At 45.1% G+C, this 19483-nt stretch carries 22 protein-coding genes; 14 read left to right on the top strand and 8 right to left on the bottom strand.

Annotated elements, in window-relative coordinates:
* Positions 1-304 precede the first annotated feature (304 nt).
* From H6F98_RS06070 to H6F98_RS06050, 5 genes are all read left to right on the top strand, one after another.
* On the top strand, positions 305-1891 hold the full coding sequence (locus H6F98_RS06070; protein WP_192217770.1) for an HlyD family efflux transporter periplasmic adaptor subunit: 1587 nt from the start codon (positions 305-307) through the stop codon (positions 1889-1891).
* A 72-nt stretch (positions 1892-1963) separates the two neighbouring features.
* Positions 1964-2353: a HetP family heterocyst commitment protein gene (locus tag H6F98_RS06065; protein ID WP_192217769.1), complete on the top strand. Its 390-nt coding sequence runs from the start codon at positions 1964-1966 to the stop codon at positions 2351-2353.
* A 302-nt stretch (positions 2354-2655) separates the two neighbouring features.
* Positions 2656-2877 carry a hypothetical protein gene (locus H6F98_RS06060; RefSeq protein ID WP_192217768.1) on the top strand — a complete coding sequence of 74 codons (222 nt, stop codon included), beginning with the start codon at positions 2656-2658 and terminating at the stop codon, positions 2875-2877.
* Positions 2878-2984: 107 nt separating this feature from the next.
* The gene (locus tag H6F98_RS06055; RefSeq protein WP_192217767.1) at positions 2985-3284 is read left to right on the top strand and encodes a hypothetical protein; all 300 of its coding nucleotides are present in this window, start codon (positions 2985-2987) and stop codon (positions 3282-3284) included.
* Between the two features lie 508 nt (positions 3285-3792).
* On the top strand, positions 3793-4533 hold the full coding sequence (locus H6F98_RS06050; protein WP_192217766.1) for a peptidylprolyl isomerase: 741 nt from the start codon (positions 3793-3795) through the stop codon (positions 4531-4533).
* 85 nt (positions 4534-4618) lie between these two features.
* On the opposite strand, the gene H6F98_RS06045 is transcribed toward H6F98_RS06050, so the two are convergent.
* Both H6F98_RS06045 and H6F98_RS33335 read right to left on the bottom strand, forming a co-directional pair.
* Positions 4619-5434, bottom strand: coding sequence for a hypothetical protein (locus H6F98_RS06045; protein WP_192217765.1), 816 nt, complete (start codon positions 5432-5434; stop codon positions 4619-4621).
* 621 nt (positions 5435-6055) lie between these two features.
* Entirely contained in the window at positions 6056-6310 is a 255-nt protein-coding gene (locus H6F98_RS33335; protein WP_242058399.1) for a hypothetical protein, read from the bottom strand.
* 12 nt (positions 6311-6322) lie between these two features.
* Here H6F98_RS33335 and H6F98_RS06040 point away from each other — a divergent pair, with 12 nt between their 5' ends.
* Both H6F98_RS06040 and H6F98_RS06035 read left to right on the top strand, forming a co-directional pair.
* Positions 6323-7084, top strand: coding sequence for an ion channel (locus H6F98_RS06040; RefSeq protein ID WP_242058397.1), 762 nt, complete (start codon positions 6323-6325; stop codon positions 7082-7084).
* 138 nt (positions 7085-7222) lie between these two features.
* Positions 7223-7798: a hypothetical protein gene (locus tag H6F98_RS06035; RefSeq protein WP_192217763.1), complete on the top strand. Its 576-nt coding sequence runs from the start codon at positions 7223-7225 to the stop codon at positions 7796-7798.
* A gap of 124 nt (positions 7799-7922) precedes the next feature.
* On the opposite strand, the gene H6F98_RS06030 is transcribed toward H6F98_RS06035, so the two are convergent.
* Positions 7923-8129, bottom strand: coding sequence for a hypothetical protein (locus H6F98_RS06030; RefSeq protein ID WP_192217762.1), 207 nt, complete (start codon positions 8127-8129; stop codon positions 7923-7925).
* A gap of 56 nt (positions 8130-8185) precedes the next feature.
* On the bottom strand, positions 8186-8953 hold the full coding sequence (locus H6F98_RS06025; protein ID WP_192217761.1) for a Coq4 family protein: 768 nt from the start codon (positions 8951-8953) through the stop codon (positions 8186-8188).
* Positions 8954-9055: 102 nt separating this feature from the next.
* Here H6F98_RS06025 and H6F98_RS06020 point away from each other — a divergent pair, with 102 nt between their 5' ends.
* Together H6F98_RS06020 and H6F98_RS06015 are read left to right on the top strand one after the other, a co-directional pair.
* A complete protein-coding gene (locus H6F98_RS06020; RefSeq protein WP_192217760.1) occupies positions 9056-9688 on the top strand; it encodes a TetR/AcrR family transcriptional regulator in 633 nt (210 codons plus the stop codon).
* Between the two features lie 150 nt (positions 9689-9838).
* Entirely contained in the window at positions 9839-11110 is a 1272-nt protein-coding gene (locus tag H6F98_RS06015) for an RNA-guided endonuclease TnpB family protein (protein ID WP_192217759.1), read from the top strand.
* 39 nt (positions 11111-11149) lie between these two features.
* Here H6F98_RS06015 and cysS read toward each other — a convergent pair whose 3' ends face one another.
* Complete coding sequence (gene cysS / locus H6F98_RS06010) at positions 11150-12616, bottom strand: cysteine--tRNA ligase (protein ID WP_192217758.1); 1467 nt, start codon at positions 12614-12616, stop codon at positions 11150-11152.
* Between the two features lie 143 nt (positions 12617-12759).
* Here cysS and H6F98_RS06005 point away from each other — a divergent pair, with 143 nt between their 5' ends.
* Complete coding sequence (locus H6F98_RS06005) at positions 12760-13875, top strand: GTP-binding protein (protein ID WP_192217757.1); 1116 nt, start codon at positions 12760-12762, stop codon at positions 13873-13875.
* 196 nt (positions 13876-14071) lie between these two features.
* Complete coding sequence (locus tag H6F98_RS33330; protein ID WP_242058395.1) at positions 14072-14239, top strand: hypothetical protein; 168 nt, start codon at positions 14072-14074, stop codon at positions 14237-14239.
* 43 nt (positions 14240-14282) lie between these two features.
* Here H6F98_RS33330 and H6F98_RS05995 read toward each other — a convergent pair whose 3' ends face one another.
* The 3 genes from H6F98_RS05995 to H6F98_RS05985 all read right to left on the bottom strand — a co-directional run bounded on the left by H6F98_RS05995 (position 14283) and on the right by H6F98_RS05985 (position 15839).
* Entirely contained in the window at positions 14283-14666 is a 384-nt protein-coding gene (locus H6F98_RS05995) for a PIN domain-containing protein (protein WP_192217756.1), read from the bottom strand.
* A gap of 3 nt (positions 14667-14669) precedes the next feature.
* Positions 14670-14924, bottom strand: coding sequence for a hypothetical protein (locus tag H6F98_RS05990; RefSeq protein ID WP_192217755.1), 255 nt, complete (start codon positions 14922-14924; stop codon positions 14670-14672).
* A gap of 249 nt (positions 14925-15173) precedes the next feature.
* Positions 15174-15839: a restriction endonuclease gene (locus H6F98_RS05985; protein ID WP_242058407.1), complete on the bottom strand. Its 666-nt coding sequence runs from the start codon at positions 15837-15839 to the stop codon at positions 15174-15176.
* 401 nt (positions 15840-16240) lie between these two features.
* On the opposite strand from H6F98_RS05985, the gene ilvA reads away from it, so the two are divergent.
* The 3 genes from ilvA (at position 16241) to H6F98_RS05970 (ending at position 19265) form a co-directional block, all read left to right on the top strand.
* Positions 16241-17821, top strand: coding sequence for a threonine ammonia-lyase, biosynthetic (ilvA, locus tag H6F98_RS05980; protein ID WP_192217807.1), 1581 nt, complete (start codon positions 16241-16243; stop codon positions 17819-17821).
* A 68-nt stretch (positions 17822-17889) separates the two neighbouring features.
* The gene (locus H6F98_RS05975; RefSeq protein WP_192217753.1) at positions 17890-18387 is read left to right on the top strand and encodes a DUF29 domain-containing protein; all 498 of its coding nucleotides are present in this window, start codon (positions 17890-17892) and stop codon (positions 18385-18387) included.
* 386 nt (positions 18388-18773) lie between these two features.
* Positions 18774-19265: a CAAD domain-containing protein gene (locus H6F98_RS05970; RefSeq protein WP_192217752.1), complete on the top strand. Its 492-nt coding sequence runs from the start codon at positions 18774-18776 to the stop codon at positions 19263-19265.
* Positions 19266-19483 lie beyond the last annotated feature (218 nt).

Below are 19483 nucleotides of genomic sequence, written 5' to 3'. Positions count from 1 at the left end.
ATCTGCATTAGTTTTGTAAAGAAATTTTACAAAATTCGATACTTTGCATAAAAGTGACAAATTAACCCTGACTAGTACATAGCTGATTAAAACTAGGGATTTTGCAGTTTCCTATAACGACCTAGAGCTGTAAATCGATATCGCCTTCCTCACGGCTACCACTACAAAATCCTGTCCCAGCCGAGGATTCTCAACTTTAAAAAATGTTACTTTAGATTATTGTGTTTTTAGGGATAAAGTTGCAACATAGTATAAACTTCTAAGCGGTTAATGACGCTGAGGAATTAAATTCAGTGTTGCTACTATGGAAAAACTAATCGAACCGCTCTCCGGTTCAAGGTTTTCAAAGCCACCAGCAGCTCCATCAGCTCAGTCTCGTGACATCAATGGAGAAGGTATTTTAAGGACACCCTCTCCAACTGAGTTGACCTCCATCTATGGGGGGGTTGCCAACCCGACTAGGACGGATACAGACACACCTGAAAGCGCCCAAGATGCCAGGACATCTCCTCCCTCCCAAACAATTTCTTCTACTAGTACGAACTGGTCTCCCTCCTTGCAGACAATGCTGGAGCAGCCACCTTCATCACTTCCCCGCCAACTATTGTTGGGAGGGTTAGTGTTCTGTATGGCGTTTGGAGCTTGGGCAACGTTTGGGCAGATTGACGAAGTGGGTCACGCTCAAGGGCGCTTAGTGCCCAAAGGGGAGGTTTATAAGATTCATCCGATTGACTCAGGGAAGATTGCTTCTATTCAGGTAAAAGAAGGGCAAGCAGTTAAAGCTGGGCAAACATTGATTGAACTGGATACGGAAATGGCAGAGGCGGAAGTAGAGCGTTTAGAGCAACTGCTGAGTTCCGAAAAAATCCAACTTAGCCAGATGCAGGCTCTAATTGAGAGAACAAGGGAGGAAGGGCATATTCGTGGAGAAATAGCGATCGCTGATGCTCAAGCGCAGATGGCGGCAATCGCTCAGGCAAAAGCGAAGGCTGAAGCTCAAAACATGGCGATCGCTCAGGCGAAAGCCAATACAGCGACTAACCAAAAGCTACTCACTCAACTGCATACAGATGAGATGGCTTATAAGGCTCGAATGGACAGGCTAAAGCCTCTAGTCGATGCGGGTGCGATCGCCACTGAACAGATGTTTGCCGCCGAACAATCTTTACGCGATCGCCAGCGCAGCATCACCCAAAGCCAAGGCGAACTCCAACAAGCCCTAACCGAATCAGATCGACTTCAAGCCGAACTACAGCAAGCTCAACGCGAATCAGACCGACTCCAGGCAGGACTACTCCAGAAACAAGCCGAAGGACGCAGTACTCAGCTAGAGGCACAGCAGAAGGTTCAGCAACTGGAAGTGGAAATGAATCAACTCAAAGCCAAAGTCGCTGAAACTCAGAATCTGCTGACTAGTGCGAAGGCAAAGCTAAAGCAGAGATTCCTCTATGCACCAGTTGATGGAACAATCTCATCGCTCAACATTCCCAATATTGGCGAAGTCATTCAACCCGGACAAACCCTTGCAGAAATCGCACCTCAGGATGTGCCGCTTGTTTTATCAGCTAGCTTACCGAATCAAGAAGCAGGCTTTGTTAAGACAGGAATGCCCGTGCAAGTCAAATTAGATGCTTATCCTTATCAGGACTACGGCATCGTGAGCGGTAAAGTCACATCTATCTCCCCCGATACGAAACCTGATGAGCGACTGGGTGCAGTCTATCGAGTAGAAGTGTCGCTAGCTCAAAGCTATCTCACGGCTAATCATCAAAACATAAACTTGAAGGCGGGTGAAACTGCCACCGCAGAGATTATCATCCGCCGCCGCCGCATTGCAGATCTCTTACTAGATCCCATCAGGCAACTACAAAACGGTGGCATCAACTTATAAACCCTGAGTAAGTTACAGAAGCAATACCGCATCCCATAGACGAGTTCCACTTTAGTCAAAAGAGGAAGCATCATGACTCACCCAATTCCCTCTTCTAATAGCAGCCCTGACAAAACAATTAATCATGAGCAGTTTAATGAAATTACGGAAGCCATCCTTGCAGGAAAGTATTCTTGGGCTTGTTTTTTGCTCCTACGTTGTGCTGGCTACAATCCCCTACACTACATCCCCTACCGAACCTACAACCGCTTGGTAAAAGAAAACTCTAACATCACCCTTTTAAGTAAACGTCATACCAATACGATAAGCCTTGATCATCGATGCTCCCAATCCAACTCTAATGGGGCAAGTTCACGGAAACACTTGAGCAAAATTAGTGATCTTGATTACATAGAGACGGTTAATGAGCAACACAAGCAGGTACGAGGCGGCTACTTCAACCAGTACCCAGACTATAACTAATTTAAATTGAGCAACAGTTTTAGTTTAGGTTTAGGCTAATGCTTGATTAAGGATTGTAATGAATTTTATCATTTAAATCCCTTGATTCTTTAATTAAACAATTCCAGCCTACTTTGTATGAACTACGGAGCTAGGCTGTTTTTATTGGTTTCATATTTGCTACACATTTATATACAAAAATACTGCCAAAATGGCAACATACTTCTCCTTACCTTAAATATATTGATTGTGTAGAAGAACCAAACAAAAAGATTTGGTTGTTACAAGCCAAAAATTCTGAACTATCAATCACGGAGACTCAAATGATTATTTCTGATTTAGAGCACTTGGAAGTTGTTTCTGAAGAAAAGAGTGTTGAAGGTGGGATAGCTTTTGCAGATGCCTATTCTAGTGCATACGCATCTGGAGACTACTTCGCTTCCACCTACACCAGCACTTATACTAGTGCTTATAGTGGCTACTCCTACTACTACTACGGAGATTCTGCCTCCTCCAATTCTTCCTCTAGCTCTGTTGCAGATTAGGTAGGCATTTAGCCAAAACTAGAAGTTAGATTTGCGAAATTGCTGAAGGCTAAGTTCTTTAAAAAATTAAAAGCTTTCAGCGATTTTCCTATTTCAAAGGAGGAAACATGAGTCATTTAAAAATTGTTGATCTAAGTTTTTGTGAAGGGCAAGTTCTGAGTACTAGTGAAGAGCCAGTGGTAGGCGGAATCACTGTCTACTCTCCTTCTGGAGGTGCCTATTCTACTAGTCATGACTCTAGCCAGAGTTCGGGTTATTTTGCGGACTATTTCGTTGACCCAAGCACTAATAGCATTAGTTATGTAGTGGCTTTTGGCTACTCCACTGCTGTCGGTGGTGCAGTAGCAGGTGCTGCCTCTGATGGTTTCAGCTATGCCTCATCCTATGCCTCAGCGGGTACTTATTAAAGCTTCTGAAACTTGGATTTAACTCGATAAGCTATTGATTAGAAAAGCTGCAAATGCGCTTGCTCTAATCAATAGCTTAACTTACTAGCATTTAATATTGATTTCCCTATTTCCATGGAGGGATGCATGAGCAAGATAACAATTGTTGATCTAGATTTTTGTGAGAGGGAGTTTTTTAGGAAGAGCAAAGAAAAAGGAGGAATTTCTTCGTCCTCCACTTCATCTAGCTATAGCATTAGCAATAACCTGGGTAATTATCCTAGAAGACGTTGGCGCATAAAGCACTCTCAACTTTCCGGAATCTTTGGAAGTGCAGGAGCTAGTGCGCTCGCAATAGGTGATACTACTTACGTCGAGACGTCTGTTGTGGTTCCTACTGATTGACGTTTGAAAATTAATTTTTAACTTAATAAGCTATTGATTAGAGTATTTAGGAAATAGATGGCTCTAGTTAGTAGCTTATAAAACGTTTAGAACACCTTTATATCGTAATTATTATTTGATGAAAATGAGTAATAGTTATCAGCCAGATATTGAGCCAGATGAAATTACTAGCTTTTTAAAAAAAGACTTACAGTTAAAGGCAATCTATCAAAAGATTTTATATCAAAAGGTCATCAATCAAGCGGCTCAGGAAAGAGGCTTAACGGTTACTCCAGAAGAAATTCAATCTGAGGCAAATCGTCTACGTTACGAGAAGCGTTTAGAGAAGGCGACTGATACACTAGCGTGGCTAGCTAGTGAGATGATCAGTGTTGAGGATTGGGAGGCAGGAATTTGCGATCGCATTCTTGCTAAAAAATTAGCTGAATGTTTGTTTGCTAAAGAAGTAGAAAAAGTGTTTGCTCAGAATCGTCTGGATTTTGACCAGATCTTACTTTATCAAATTGTTCTTTCCGATGGAAAGCTGGCACAAGAACTCTTCTATCAAATTGAAGACGGCGAAATCAGCTTTTATGAAGCAGCTCATCTTTATGATGTTGATGAGAGACGTAGGCAGCAATGTGGTTATGAAGGTAAGCTTTTCCGCTGGAATTTAAAACCTGAGCTAGCAGCCGTTGTATTTAATACTAAAGCCGGAGAAGTAATTAGTCCTCTAAAAACCGAGCAAGGACATCATCTTTTAATGGTTGAAGCATTCATTCCAGCTCAACTAACACCTCAAAGATATCAAGATATCCTTGATAGGATGTTTAACGAATGGCTCGTTAGTGAGCTAAACTATGTGCTTCATAGTAAAACAGCTTGAATCATTGGATTTCAGTGAAAATCTAGATGATTGAGCATAAAAGCCCTCTGCCGTCTGCCTCCTGGCTTTCTTTGTTACTTCAGTTTTATCTCACTCTAACTGCTTGCCTTTTTATACTTTTTACTCCAAAGCTAATACCTATTAAGCTAAAGAAGCTAAGTAAACCTAAAGGATTTGAAGACTCAGGCGTTTTTACACTTGAAACGCTTGCTTGGTTTCTCGTAACCGCTAGTAAAGTTAGATTTGTTGAGCTAGTGAAAAGATGCTCAAGTGACCCTTCAACTGAAGCGTTAATAACTTCCTGTGTTCCGCCAAAGGATGTTCCGCTTGAATCGAGCGTGAACGTAATATCTTGACTAGCTTGATAGTCTAGATAATCATTGTCTCCTTGAGAATCTAAAAAGCTAAAGAGGCTAAAAGACTCGTAAATTGATTGAGTAGTACTATCAATCAAAAATAAAGATAAATTGCCAATAGCACTTGCACTTTCAGACTGAAGAGCATCAATAGAAGCTTCTAAGTTGAGGGAAGCTGTAAAATCAAGAGTAAAAAATTGGTTAGCTTCTACAGAAAAATTGCCAAATGCTTGAGATATACTATCTGCAATTCCTTGGTAGATAGCTCCTTCACCAAAACTCGTACTATCTGAGTTCAAGGAAGCAGAAGTAGAGGCACCAACAATAAATTCTGCTTGCGCTTGAGCCAGTGCAGTTGTTGAGCCAATCTCTGCTGTTGCAAAAGTATTAGTATCCGTTAAAGTCGCAACATCCTGAGGAATTTGATTGATGTTATGAAGGCTCAGTTCTCCTACGGAAGAAGCTAGAGTAGCAGCAAGGCTAGGCGAAGCAACAAATATAGAACTAGTAACTAGAGGAGTAAGAAACCACTGAAAATCTTTCACAAGCTCTAGCTTCAGTCCCATATATCTACCTGCAAAGTATTAGTACTGTTTATGTCTCAGTTTTAAGAACAAGCAGTATTTGCTCTAAAAAATGGACAATAAAAATATGAGGCTCCTTTAGCAGCATTCTTTGAGGTCACCTCTTCCCAAGTTATGCTAAACCGAGACAGATAAAGCAGCTATAAAGTTATAGTAAAGACACTTTGATTTTGTATAAAGATTGTGTGAAGCCAAAACTCTGAGGGCAGAAAACTGTCAGCTATCAGCTTTTTTGTTTTCCTTGCTTCTAGGCAAGTTTCACACACCTCCCGCTGTACCTCATCCAACTGAAAATCGTTATATCCCTCTTCTGTCACTCTCCGAAAACTTTTGCCATTGCTGAAGTCTAGAACTAACCTATGGTAGGCGATCGCAGACTTTTTCCTTCATAGAAATTGATCAGAGTAGGGAAATTGCCAAAATTAGATGGGCAAACGCTGTATTCCCTAATATACCTCCTTTGTAGAAAATATTAATAATAGGAAAAACCGGAGAGTGACAGAAGAGGGATATGTAACACTTAGCTCTTTTCCCTATGTATCCCAATCATTGCCCAAGGCAAGTTGCAGAACATTCACTAGTCTAGGCAAAGACAGCACGCGGTAGTCCTGGCATCATTATCTGTTGCATCAGTGCCTGATACTCAATTTGTAGGCATAGCCCACCATTAACCCTTACAAACCAATAAGCTACAGTCAGATGAATAAAACGTATCGCACGCCCCTCCTGAGACGCAGGGTAAACCAACGTAAGACGTTTGACACTGTCAGTATTAATAGACGGTTTGACATTGTGAGGAAGGGGATCGCGTATTTTGATTGGCGCGATCCTTATCATTGGATACTCACGATGAACTGGTTCAAGTTCATTGGGTTGACTGTAATTTCCTATGTCATCACCAACACCATATTTGCGCTTTTGTACATGGCAGGAGGAGACTCTATTAAGAACGCTCGTCCGGGTTCTTTCTTGGATGCCTTTGCTTTCAGCGTTCAAACAATGGCAACTATCGGATACGGTGCAATGTATCCACAAACCGACTATGCGAATTTGCTAGTCGCGCTGGAAGCATTGGTAGGCTTGGTGGGAGTAGCAATGGGTACTGGGCTGATGTTTGCCCGCTTCTCCCGTCCTACAGCAAGAGTCCTCTTTAGCAGAGTAGGAGTCATTACTCCGTTTAACGGTACACCTACCCTGATGTTTCGTGTAGCAAACGAGCGACGTAACCAGATTCTTGAAGCCCAAATAGGAGTGAGCTTACTGCGCGATGAAATCACGGCGGAAGGGGAATACACACGTCGTTTCTATGACCTCAAACTGCTTCGTAACCAGTCACGCAGCTTTGCACTAACTTGGACAGTAATGCATCCTGTTGATGAGAGTAGTCCCCTATATGGGGAGACACCAGAGTCAATGGCTCAGGCGCAAGCGGATATTGCCGTTACGCTAACTGGTCTGGATGAAACGGTTTCACAAACTGTTCATGCTCGTCATTACTACTTAGCAGAGGAAATTCTCTGGGACAAGCGTTTCGTTGATATTATTGCCAGGAAACCGGACGGGCGGCGCATGATTGATTACACTTGCTTTCATGATGTTATGGATATTTAGAGAGTAAAGCAAGTGTCGCTGAGTGCAGGGTTGCAGAAGTTTTTACAGCCCTTAATGCCGTGGTCAAGCCCCTAACAATATATGCTGTGTGGTCAAACCTACGGCAAAATAAGAGAAAGGTCAACAGGCTTTGTGGCTATGTCTAAGCGCAAAAAGCATAATCTCCAATGGCTCAAGGAAACCCAAGGCTTAAAAGAAGACCACAACTGGAAATCAAAGCCAGGAACTCAGATTTTTGTGGCAGGGCGAGGAGCATTGCGCTTCGATGTCCCCGATGATTGGCATTTTGAACCGGATACGAAGTCGTTCCGGTTTCTAGACAAAAAGCCGCCGAACGATGATTGCCGCCTAGAAGCTTCGTTTAATTTACTACCCCCTGGCAACTGGGCAGATTTTCCGCTGGTTAGGCTATTAAAGCAGACAGTTCAAGATGATGAGCGGAATGTAGTTGAGCGAGGGAAAATTATTCAATTCAAGCGTCAAACAGCCCGCGTCGTTTGGAGCGAAATCAAATTTATTGACCCTCAGGAAAACCGCGAAGCGTATTCCCGAATCTGCATTGGGTTGGGTTCTGGAGTCCAGTGCCTGATTACTTTTGACTACTGGGTAGACGATGCACAGCGCTTGATTCCCGTATGGGACACAGTTATGGAATCGTTAGTTCTAGGGCTTTATATCCGCGATCCTCGAACAGGACTCGCCTTCCCCGACTAGACGTTGGTGGCTCTAAGGTGTCAGGGTATGATTATGAAGGTTATCACAACAGATTGTGCAATTGATTCCTTGATACCGAACCACTCAGGAAGCAAATTACGAAACCCTATTGCCCGGTTAGACCTCACGCCCAATATTCGGGTTGACTCATCTCACTGACGATCGCAAACAAGTTTGCAAAATCAATTCGGGTCAACAGCATCCAGAAACGAACCTGGGCACGGCTGCGCTGAACACCTGTTGAACTAGCCATACGCCAGAGCGCGATCGCCAACGGCAACCAGGGATAGGTAAGGCGAACGGTGCGCCAGTAGAGCCTGCATGACATCATGATTGTTTCTTTTATCGAGTACTCGGTTCCCGGTTAGACAAAATCTCGCAGCAACACTAGCTCAAAGAGATTTTGTCCAGCGCAAGTTCGAGTTGTGCAAAGGGTTGCACATTCAGTTGTGTCTGCCACACCGCAATGGGTTTTTCCCAAGCTTCTTCCCATTTCTGAGCAATTAACGGTTTGGCAGTTTGTCCCATTTGCCATCCGTATGCGATCGCATTTACAAGTGGAGATAGCACCTCAGGTTGCAACAGCGTGGTGGCAATCAGAGCATTGGCGATGAGCATACTGGCAAGCGGTAGCTGAAACTGAGCTAGGTAGAAGGCTTGCAAACCAATTTCGCCAATTTCACTAGTATCAAATCCGGTAATAATGTGCCAAATATCGTGGGTCTGTAACCAACGATTTTCAACATAGCTGGTATCCGAGTCAATTTTGATTTCAGCCGCTAACGGCTGAAAACCTGCTTGTTTAATGCTGCTGGCATAGGCATAACCCAACGAGTCCTTGGGATACTGCAACAAAGCTTCCAGATCGTGGGAGGGAGCCACATAGCGTTCTTCAATAATTTCAGCCACTTCTGGCGCTGCCTTCATTGCTTCAACGGCAAGTTGGAAGGCATGGCTATCAACCAGCGTCGTACTCAACTCTAGAACTGGAGCCAGATTTCCGCTGTCGTCGAACAGCAGCGTCAAGAATGCTTTTGTTCCTCTTAATGTCCGAAAGAAGTCTTTGACGCTCGTCAATATCTGTCCGTTAGAGTGCGCTTGCACACCCGGATTTTGTTTGGCTGGTTGAAAAACTTGGGAATTCAGAGACTGCATAGGAGTACCTCCGACAAGTAGAATTGAAGTGATATATGAACATTGTTCATGTCTTTAATAATACGAACAACGTTCATATTTTGTCAAAGATGATTTCTGTAAATGACGGCTGACCCTCAACAACCCTCAACCATGCGACGGCAACCAAAGCAGGCACGCAGCCAGGAGCGGGTGCATCACATCCTTGATGTTGCCGAGCAACTATTCATTGAACTGGGCTACAACCAGACCACGACACGGGCGATCGCGTCTCGTGCGGAAGTTCCCGTTGGGTCGCTCTACCAGTTCTTTCCGGACAAAGAAGCGATCGTCAAAGCTTTGGCGAATCGGTACTTTGAGCAGGAGTATCACCTGTTTATGGAACTTGACGCTGAACTGGCAGAGGCTCCAATTGTGGTCTATGTCGATCGCATGATTGATGCATTTGACCAGTTTGCAACCAACCATCCCGGCTATCGTGCTGTACTAGAACAATTAATTGATCTGATGACAGCAGCCGATATCAGTACCCTAGATGAGTACGACCAAAAGATTCTTATAGAACTCGCCCGTTTTCTGGAACAGCGAAACCCATCTTTAGATAAAGCAAAATGTGAATTAATTGCCACAACCGTTGTGAAAGCTGCCAATGAGTTGCTATGGCTCTCTCTGACCCGCGATCAAATCTTCCGGGAACAACTTGTAGCAGAAACGAAAACATTGATTGCAGCGTACCTGCAAACCTACCAGATATAAAAGTTGATTTTTTGGAAAAGCTAGAGAATACAGGTGCTGCGATCGCCGTTTGAACACTGGCAAAGCCACCGAAATAGCGAGGGGCTACGGGTTCAATCGTAGCGAAGCGGAGATAACCCGTAGGGGGATAGCGGAAAATACGAGGGCTAAATGCCTGAAGTATTTTCAATCCCTGTCCCACTAAGTGGCATAATTTTAGTCATGAAGCAAGTCCTAACGATAGTCGTAAAGCTCCAACCTACGCCTGAACAAGTTGCCAAAATTGAGGCGACCCTTCAGGCGTTTGCGGATGCTTGCAACTACGTCAACGAACACACAGCTCCAAAACTAACAAACAAAATCGCTATTCAATCCCTGACCTACCAAACCATCAAGAACGAGTTTAACCTCGTTGCAAATATGGCAGTCAGGGCTTGTGCGCGAGTAGCAGCCAACCGTAAGGTAGCTTCACAGAGGGGCAAGCCTGTCAAAAGCTTTGCTCCAAGCAGTATGGATTGTGACAAGGACTTGTTTCGGTTTAGAGAACAAGATTGGACAGTAAGCCTTGCGACCATTCATGGTAGAGAGCGAATTGAGTTGAAAGCTGGGAACTACCAGAGAGGAAAGCTCAAAGGAACTAACCCAACTTCGGCTCAGTTATGCAAACACCGAGATGGTCAGTACTACCTGCACATCCAAGTAAAGGATGACGCCCCTGACCCAAAAGATGCCAGTAAAGTACTGGGCATCGACCTAGGACGCCGCGACATTGCGGTTACATCCGAAGGCGAGAAGTGGGACGGAACAGGCATTCAGCAAGTTCGAGATAAGTTTTCCAGAGTTAGAGCGTCTCTTCAGAAAAAAGCTCCGAAAGGCACGAGGACGACTCGGCGTAGATGTCGAGAAGTTTTGAGACGGCTGTCGGGGCGGGAGAGACGTTATCAACAATGGCTCAATCACAACATCTCCAAATCAGTAGTCAGACGAGCAGTGAGTTTAAGTGCCTCAATTGCTATAGAAGACCTGAGTGGGATTAGGGAAAGAACCAACGAGCAGCCTAGAAATAAGACTGAGCGCAGACGTTCCAATAGTTGGGCGTTCTATCAGTTGCGAACGTTCATCGAGTACAAAGCTCTGGCGAAAAGCGTTCGGGTTATCCCTATTTCCCCTGCATACACATCGCAAATGTGTCACAACTGCCTACACATTCACCCAGTAAAGGGAAAGTCTTACCGCAGCGGCAAGACTTTCAGGTGTGGGCATTGTAAATGGCATGGGGATGCCGACTTTAATGGAGCCAATAATATTGCACTTGTGGGGCTGTTTATAAACCAGCCTGGAGGCACGGGGTTATCGTGCAAGTTAAACCGAACTATTGAGTATGTTCAGCTTAACTTATTCGATAACTTCAGGGCTACTGAAAACCCAGACCTCAGCTCTTAGCAGCTCTGGGTTGTTTATATACTTTGATTCAGCAACACCCTAATTACGATGCCAACGGGTGACACCACCTGACTGATCAATTAGGGTGATACCTTTGCGGGAGAGTTCATTGCGAATGCGATCGCCTTCCGCAAAATCCCTCCGACTCCGCGCCTCTGTACGCTGCTGAATCATCCCTTCAATCTCCGCATCACTCAAACCATCAGTCGGTTCCTCACTTACCTCTGGTTGTGCCTCCAAACCCAACACATTTGCCAGCGTTACTAGCGTGTGCCATTGCTTTTCTAACTCTGAGGGCGGTGTTTGCGTCTTCCCCTCATGCACAAGGATATTCCCCTCGCGTTGCAAATCCTTTGCGAGTTCAAACAACACAGGTAAACCCCCCGCGAAGTTGAAGTCATCATTCACCGCTTCATTAAATCGTTCGATTTGGGGATTGCGAATGGGGGATTGGGGATTGCGAATGGGAGCAGATGGTTGCCAACCCAGCTTTTCGCCCCACTCATGACCAAAGAGCAACCCTTCTTTCAGGGTGTTCCAACCATTGGTTGCAGATGCGATCGCTTCATCAGTAAAATCAATTGGCTTGCGGTAGTGAGCCATCAGTACAAACAGCCGCACCGCCATTGGGTCAACTGGACGGTCAAGTAGTTCACGGATAGTGATAAAGTTGCCCAGAGACTTGGACATCTTCTCTCCTTCCACCTTCACCATGCCATTGTGTAGCCAGTAGCGAGAGAGAGGCTTACCTGTGACAGCTTCCGATTGGGCAATTTCATTCTCGTGGTGAGGAAACTTCAAGTCATCCCCACCCGTATGAATATCAATCGTCTCACCCAAACAATCACGTACCATCGCAGAGCATTCAATATGCCAACCCGGACGACCTGCACCCCAGCGTGATTCCCAGGAAGGTTCCCCAGGTTTTGCCGCCTTCCATAGGGCAAAATCAAACGGGTCTTTCTTCTTGGATGCTTCTGGGTCTTCTACATCCACCCGTCCACTTGCCCCTGCTTGTAAATCGTCCAACTTGCGTCCCGAAAGCTTGCCATACTCTGGAAACTGGCGCACGGCATAGTAGACATCACCCGATGCTGGGTAGGCAAAGCCTTTTTGTTCCAACTCGTAAATTAGCTTTTGTATGCCGTTAATCGTATGCGTCGCACGGGGATAGGCATCTGCTTCTTTGACATTTAGCCGCGCCATGTCCTCAAAATAGGCTTTGATGAAGCGTTCCGAGACATCCTCCATTGAGGTTCCCTCTTTTACAGCGCGCTTGAGAATCTTGTCGTCAATATCGGTGAAGTTCTGTACATAGTGAACCTCTAGCCCGACAAATTGCAGATATCGACGGACTGTATCCCAAACAATGCAAGTTCTGGCATGACCCAAGTGGCAATAGTCATACACCGTAATGCCGCAGCAATACATCCGTACTTTCCCAGCTTCCAACGGCTCAAAGGGTTCTTTGCGGCGGGTCAGTGTATCAAAAAGCGTTAAGGTCATAACACAGTAGGGATTGAAATCACTAAGGAACAGATACGCAATAATGGGGAAGGCAAGGATGTCAAGTAAACATCCGTCATGCCTGTGTGAATAGCACAATAAAGCTATCCTTTTATATTCTGACTTTTCAAGGCAGTTACGCTATGAAATCAGCAGCTCCTTCCGAACAATCTCAGTCAATAGACGCTCCGAAACAAGGCTTACCCGTCACCATCATCACAGGTTTTCTCGGTAGCGGCAAAACCACTCTCCTCAACCATATTTTGACGAATCAGCAGGGACTCAAGACGGCTGTGCTGGTGAATGAGTTTGGTGAAATCGGCATCGACAATGAGCTGATTGTAACCACTGGCGAGGACATGGTGGAACTGAACAATGGTTGTGTCTGCTGCACGATTAACAACGATTTGGTTGAGGCAGTATACAAAGTCCTGGAACGCGAAGACAAGGTAGATTATCTAGTGGTGGAAACCACAGGTCTTGCTGACCCCCTGCCAGTTGCGCTCACGTTTTTGGGGACAGAACTGCGAGATATGACTCGCCTAGATTCTATCGTTACAGTGGTAGACTGCGAAAACTTCAGTCTGGATCTATTTAACAGTGAGGCAGCTTATAGCCAAATTGCCTACGGCGATATCATCCTCCTTAATAAGGTAGACCTAGTAGACGAAGGCGATGTAGATGCCTTGGAAATTAGAATTCGTGATATCAAAGCGGGTGCAAGAGTTCTCAGAACGACAAAATCCCAGGTGCCATTGCCGTTGATTCTCAGTGTTGGTCTGTTTGAGACGGACAAATATTTTGAGGAGGCGTCGGAACACAAGCATGAGCATCATGACCATGAACACGTCCATGATGAGCATTGCAACCATGACCATGATCATGACCATCACCACCATGACCACGACCACGAGCATCATCATCACTCCCACCACTTAGAAAATGATGGTTTTACGTCGCTTTCCTTCGAGAGTGATAAGCCATTTGCAATCAGGCAGTTTCAGTATTTCCTCGACAATCAGCTTCCGGAAAATGTCTTTCGGGCAAAGGGAATTCTCTGGTTTAATGAGAGTCCAAACCGTCACGTCTTCCACTTGAGTGGTAAGCGTTTCACGATTGAGGATGATGAGTGGAAAGGTGAGCCTAAAACGCAGTTGGTGCTAATTGGTCAGAATTTAGATCACGACACGTTGCGATCGCAAATAGAAAGCTGCATCTGTCTTCCTACCCCCAAGCGCGGCAAAGGATTTGGAAAATAGCGTTTAAGGATTGAAGCAAAGATTCCCAACTTCTTAGAGGATACTGCTGGCAAATAGGGGGTAATACCCCCTGTTCAACTAAACTAATTGTAAAGAGCAAACTTTTAGCACAAGCTTTAGTAATGTGCAGAGTATTGTGACCCGCACTTGTGTTAGACTGTTCCACCACTACTTGCTTGAGGCATCGCTTCAATAAGTGCCCGAAGCACCTTATTTACTGACTCCGGTGTTGAGAAAACCTGGGCAACATCCTCTTAACGCCTTCCGGGAATTGCTCAAACAGCGCCACATCCCTCTGTATGTCTACGATGTTGAAGACTTCGAGCTAGATCTAAACAATCTGCGGGAATTGGGTCGGTTGTGATAGTCATTAGCGATACTTCCGTCTTCACGACTGCAACAGATTGTTAGACCGCTCCGGGTTCATCAGTCTCAAAAGGATTCAGCAACTCAAGTTGGGCAATCCAACGGAAATCATCTGTGTTTCTTGTTATCAAGGTTAGTCCATGCACTAACGCAGTTCCAGCAATAATGGTATCTCCTAAAGTCATTCGTCTCTGTTGCCGCAGGATTACAGCTTGGTCTAACACATCTTGGGATATGGGTAAAACCTGAGCAACTTGGAAAAACTCCTCGAAATACTGGCGCTGTTGTTCGGTAAGCAGATGATAACCTAACACTTCAAGATAACTGAGTGCCGATACAGCAGGTGCATTCTCAGCAATTAACTCTCTCAGTTGAGCATGTTCGGGTTGAGCAGAGTAGATGATGATGTTGCTGTCAAGAAGCACGTTTTATCGTCCTGGAAGTGAACGCTCCTGACGGTTTTCTCGCTGCCACACAACTGGATCGACATCGGTTAGTGCTTGACAAGCGCTAAGTTTTTCTAATATCTCAGCCATTTTACGTCCGCGTGACTTTGCCTCTAAGTCGGGTTCGTTCTCAAGAAGTGTAACGTGGACTTGGATAAGTCGATTCCCAGATTCAGGTATCTCATCGATCCACTCTAGACGGCTTCCCTTCAACCAAGCCCTGAATGTCTTTAGCATTGTTAGCTCAAAATTGTTTTTTTGACTAACTTCAAATTTACCTCACGATAGCTTGAGAGCTAGATTACAAAGACCAACTTAAAGATGTTGGGTTTCCAACGCCCGATCCACCGACGGTGATGTGTGAGCGCACTAAGCGCAAAAACAATAAGTCTTGTAGGGGCGTTACTACGGAATACTAATAACGTCTCGATCTAAGTCAATAATTTGATATGGTCTATGTGCAGCGGGATTATTATGGCACTATTTTTACAATTCAATACCTTTAATGCGATTGTAGTTATTAATCCATGAAACAATGTCGTTGTAGATTTTGCCTTCTAGGTGCCAGCAGTGACGTTGAATTAGCGATCTCGCGTCTGCCGTAAAATCGGTGGTAGTGACAAGAAGAGCTTTTGTCGCCGGATCGTCAGCCTTCACACCCAATAGTTCACGAATAGTCGAGACAGCTACGGGATTTCCTGGCTCTGGACGCTTGCATTCGATTAAATACCGCAGATTGATCGAATCAACATTTTTGACTGCAATTATGTCCTTACCGCCATCGCGTGTCCGTCCAGTTAGCTCAACATCATACCCAAAACCGTGAAACAATTCAGCGATCAATTCTTCAAAACGACGTCTCTCGATCGTTTGCAGAATCTTGGGATGACTTGCAATCTCACGCATTAATTGTTCGGAAACAAAATTAGTAACCGTGATGATTGTGTTTGATTCATCGTTGTCGAAGTCCGCATAAGTGGTAGTTGGAACGAACCCAACATCAAAAGAGTAGTAGGGTTGCAAGTACCAATTATCAGGAACACCCATAATAATCTCGGGCTGAGACTGATCCCACGGTCCGTCGTATTTGACGAATGTGACACCACCGCCAGAGAGATCAATGCCCCAGTTATACGAACCAGACTCCCACATCACGCGCCATTGCCGCCCGTAACCCAGATCATCAGACTGTTTCGGAGAGAGAAGCGCGCACTCTACATTCGGGTCCATGCCCCAGGATTTTGCTTTATGGCAAATGTAAGCAAAGAGCTTGTCCTTCGCGGCAAGCAGATCATACTTGGATAAGTCAAGCTCCGGCACGTATGACATTGTAGGTAGCCTAATTTACTCAAACCCCGAACCCAGAAATTTGCGGCATAACTATATATTCAACCGCACTTCTAAAGATATTGATTTCGAGTATAAACAAATTACAATCACAGATGGCAAAGGTTAACAAGACCGCGTGACAATGCTGCCAAGTTCAACTCTTGATCTGCAAAAGCTACAACTTGAGAAAAAAAAGCTTTACACGATTTAGGTTTAACTGAAAGATACAGAGCAGGAACACCAGTCAAGTAAAATTTTCTTTACACCCAGCATCTGCTCACCCCCTTCACCCCATGCTCTGCGACTACCTGGTACAAATCCTGACGGCTCGTGTCTACGATGTCGCCCAAGAAACCCCCCTCGAATACGCCCCAAACCTATCCGCACGACTCAATAACAAACTCCTACTCAAACGGGAGGATATGCAGTCTGTCTTTTCCTTCAAGCTGCGGGGTGCTTACAACAAGATGGCGCAACTGCCGCCGGATATGCTCGCACAGGGCGTGATTGCTGCATCTGCCGGAAACCATGCCCAAGGAGTCGCCCTTGCTGCCCGTCAGCTAGGAACGCAAGCGATTATCGTCATGCCAGTTACTACACCCCAGGTAAAGATAGATGCCGTTAAAGCCCGTGGGGGAGAGGTGGTGTTGCATGGGGATACCTACGACGATGCCTATGCCTATGCCCGTCAACTGGAGGCAGAAAAAGGCTTAACCTTTATTCACCCCTTTGACGATCCCCATGTGATTGCCGGACAGGGAACGATTGGGATGGAAATTTTGCGGCAATATCAGCAACCCATCCATGCCATTTTTGTGGCAATTGGCGGTGGTGGATTAATCTCTGGGATTGGGGCGTATGTGAAACGGTTGCGTCCGGAAATCAAGATTATTGGCGTTGAACCCGTCGATGCCGATGCCATGTCTCAATCGCTGAAAGCAGGGAAACGGGTGCGATTGCCGAATGTGGGTTTATTTGCCGATGGGGTTGCAGTGCGGGAAGTGGGGGAAGAAACCTTCCGTCTGTGTCAGGAATATGTCGATGAAATCATTCTGGTTGATACGGATGATACCTGTGCCGCGATAAAAGACGTATTCGAGGATACGCGATCGATTCTAGAACCCGCCGGAGCACTTGCGATCGCAGCCGCCAAAGCCTACGCAGAACGGGAACAAATCCAAGATCAAACCTTAATCGCCGTTGCCTGCGGTGCTAACATGAACTTCGATCGCCTCCGCTTTGTCGCAGAACGAGCAGAGTTAGGCGAACGCCGCGAAGCCATTTTTGCCGTCACGATTCCCGAAGAACCAGGCAGTCTCCGCAAGTTTTGTGACTGTATGGGCAAACGCAACCTTACCGAGTTTAACTACCGCATTGCCGACGAAAAAGAAGCCCATATTTTTGTCGGAGTGCAAATTGAAAACCGTGCTGACGCCGCAAAGATGGCTGAATCTTTTGAAGCCTGTGGGTTCAAAACAATTGACTTAACTGATGATGAACTGACGAAGTTGCATTTGCGGCACATGGTTGGAGGACGTTCTCCCCTGGCACACAATGAATTGCTCTACCGTTTTGAGTTTCCCGAACGTCCCGGCGCATTGATGAAGTTCGTCGGTTCCATGAGTCCTAACTGGAATATCAGCTTGTTTCACTACCGCAATAATGGGGCAGACTACGGGCGAATTGTTGTCGGGATGCAAGTACCGCCTCACGAAATGGTAGAGTGGCAAGCCTTTCTCGATACGCTTGGCTATCGCTATTGGGACGAAAACCAGAATCCAGCCTACAAACTGTTTTTGGGATAAGGCGATTTCATCACAGGTGGATCTAATTTTTTAGAATAAAGCAAAGATCGCCAGGTTTTAACCTTTTTATGCAAACGCCACAAACCGGACAGACACCTGGAGCCTTAACGCCAAATCTTTATGAGACTGACTTCTATGCCTGGATACAGGAACAAGCAAAACTCCTCAGACATCAGCAATGGAGCAAACTTGATCTACCTAATTTAATTGAGGAGATTGAGTCGCTGGGAAAACAACAACGTGCAGAATTGAGAAATCGCTTAAAGGTTTTAATTGGACATCTTTTAAAATGGGAATATCAACCAGAACGACGAAGCCGTAGCTGGTTGATGACGATTCGCGTTCAGCGTCGCGATACTCAAGAATTGCTGGAAGAAAATCCTAGCCTTAAGCCCTATCTTGAGGAAGCATTGCAAAAGATATATGAGAGTGGTAGAGATTTGGCTGTAGGAGAAACAAACCTGCCGCTAAAAAGCTTCCCGGAGAATTGCTCGTATACTTTGACAGAAATATTTAGGGATGGCTTTTATCCAGGTGAACCTGCGACAGATAATGTGATGGAATAATGGCGAACTTCCGTCCCGTTATGCGGATGGGCATCTATTCCTCTGTAGTAGTGATTCAGAGAGTCACTTTCATCTATTCTCTACCTCTTCCCTGCAACTCGTGCTGGTTTTAAGATACTACACCATAGAATCATGTAGCGGTTGCCGGTGAATAGTAAGATGGGACGAGGATTAAATGTTTAAACTCTCTAAAGTTATGTACTGCCTTAGGAGGATGTTTGACAATCATCTCTGTTCATATTGATGACTAGCGACACTCGCCTTCTGCCTTCATTAAGCCTTTAAAAACTTTTGGTAATATGGGCAGAAGTTAGTCAGCATGAATTGTACTAAGCTGTCTTAACTCAAACAACAAATGTGCTACCTGAGGTAACAGTAGAGGAACTATGGAAACCAACTTGCAACAATCTGAATATACCGATAGTGCTTCCCAAGAGGCTACAACCACAGAAGCTCAACCCTATAAAGAAGCCCAAGAGCTTAAAGTAGACGTAAGTGTTGACCAGCCTGGGGCACTAACAATAAACACTCCTCCCGCTCCATCAACAGATCAGGTTTGGCAGGAATGGGTACAACCTGTTACTGATTTTTTATCAAAACTACCTGATTATGTTGGTGGATTCTTTTCCAGTTACCAGCAACCCCTGATTACCCTGGCGCTACTATTCTCAGGAGTCATCACGGTTAAAGTCACACTCGCGGTACTGGATGCCATTAATGACATTCCACTCTTATCACCGATGTTTGAGATTGTAGGCATTGGCTACACAGCCTGGTTTGTCTACCGCTACCTCCTCAAAGTTGAAACACGCAAAGAGCTATCATCACAGTTTCAATCTCTCAAAGGAGAAGTAATCGGCTCGGACTCTAAGAGCTAATACTCTTAAAACCCTGAGCGATTTCTCAACGAAGCAAGTGCTTGCTTCAAATGTCTTCATTTATCACTTAATAGGGCGGACTGATACAATCACCACGCAGTCCGCTGCTACCTATTGATGCTTTCAAGGAAAAAAAGTTAATCACATAATCAAATACAGCCGCTAGGTAGATGCAGAACTTATCGGCTTTTTTTGAGAATTAGTCATTACGGTGACTA

This window comes from Microcoleus sp. FACHB-SPT15, assembly GCF_014849525.1.
Classification (GTDB): Bacteria; Cyanobacteriota; Cyanobacteriia; order Cyanobacteriales; family Coleofasciculaceae; genus Symplocastrum; species Symplocastrum torsivum.
The sequence above is the reverse complement of the archived record's forward strand: the minus strand, read 5'-3'. Positions and strand labels throughout refer to the sequence as shown.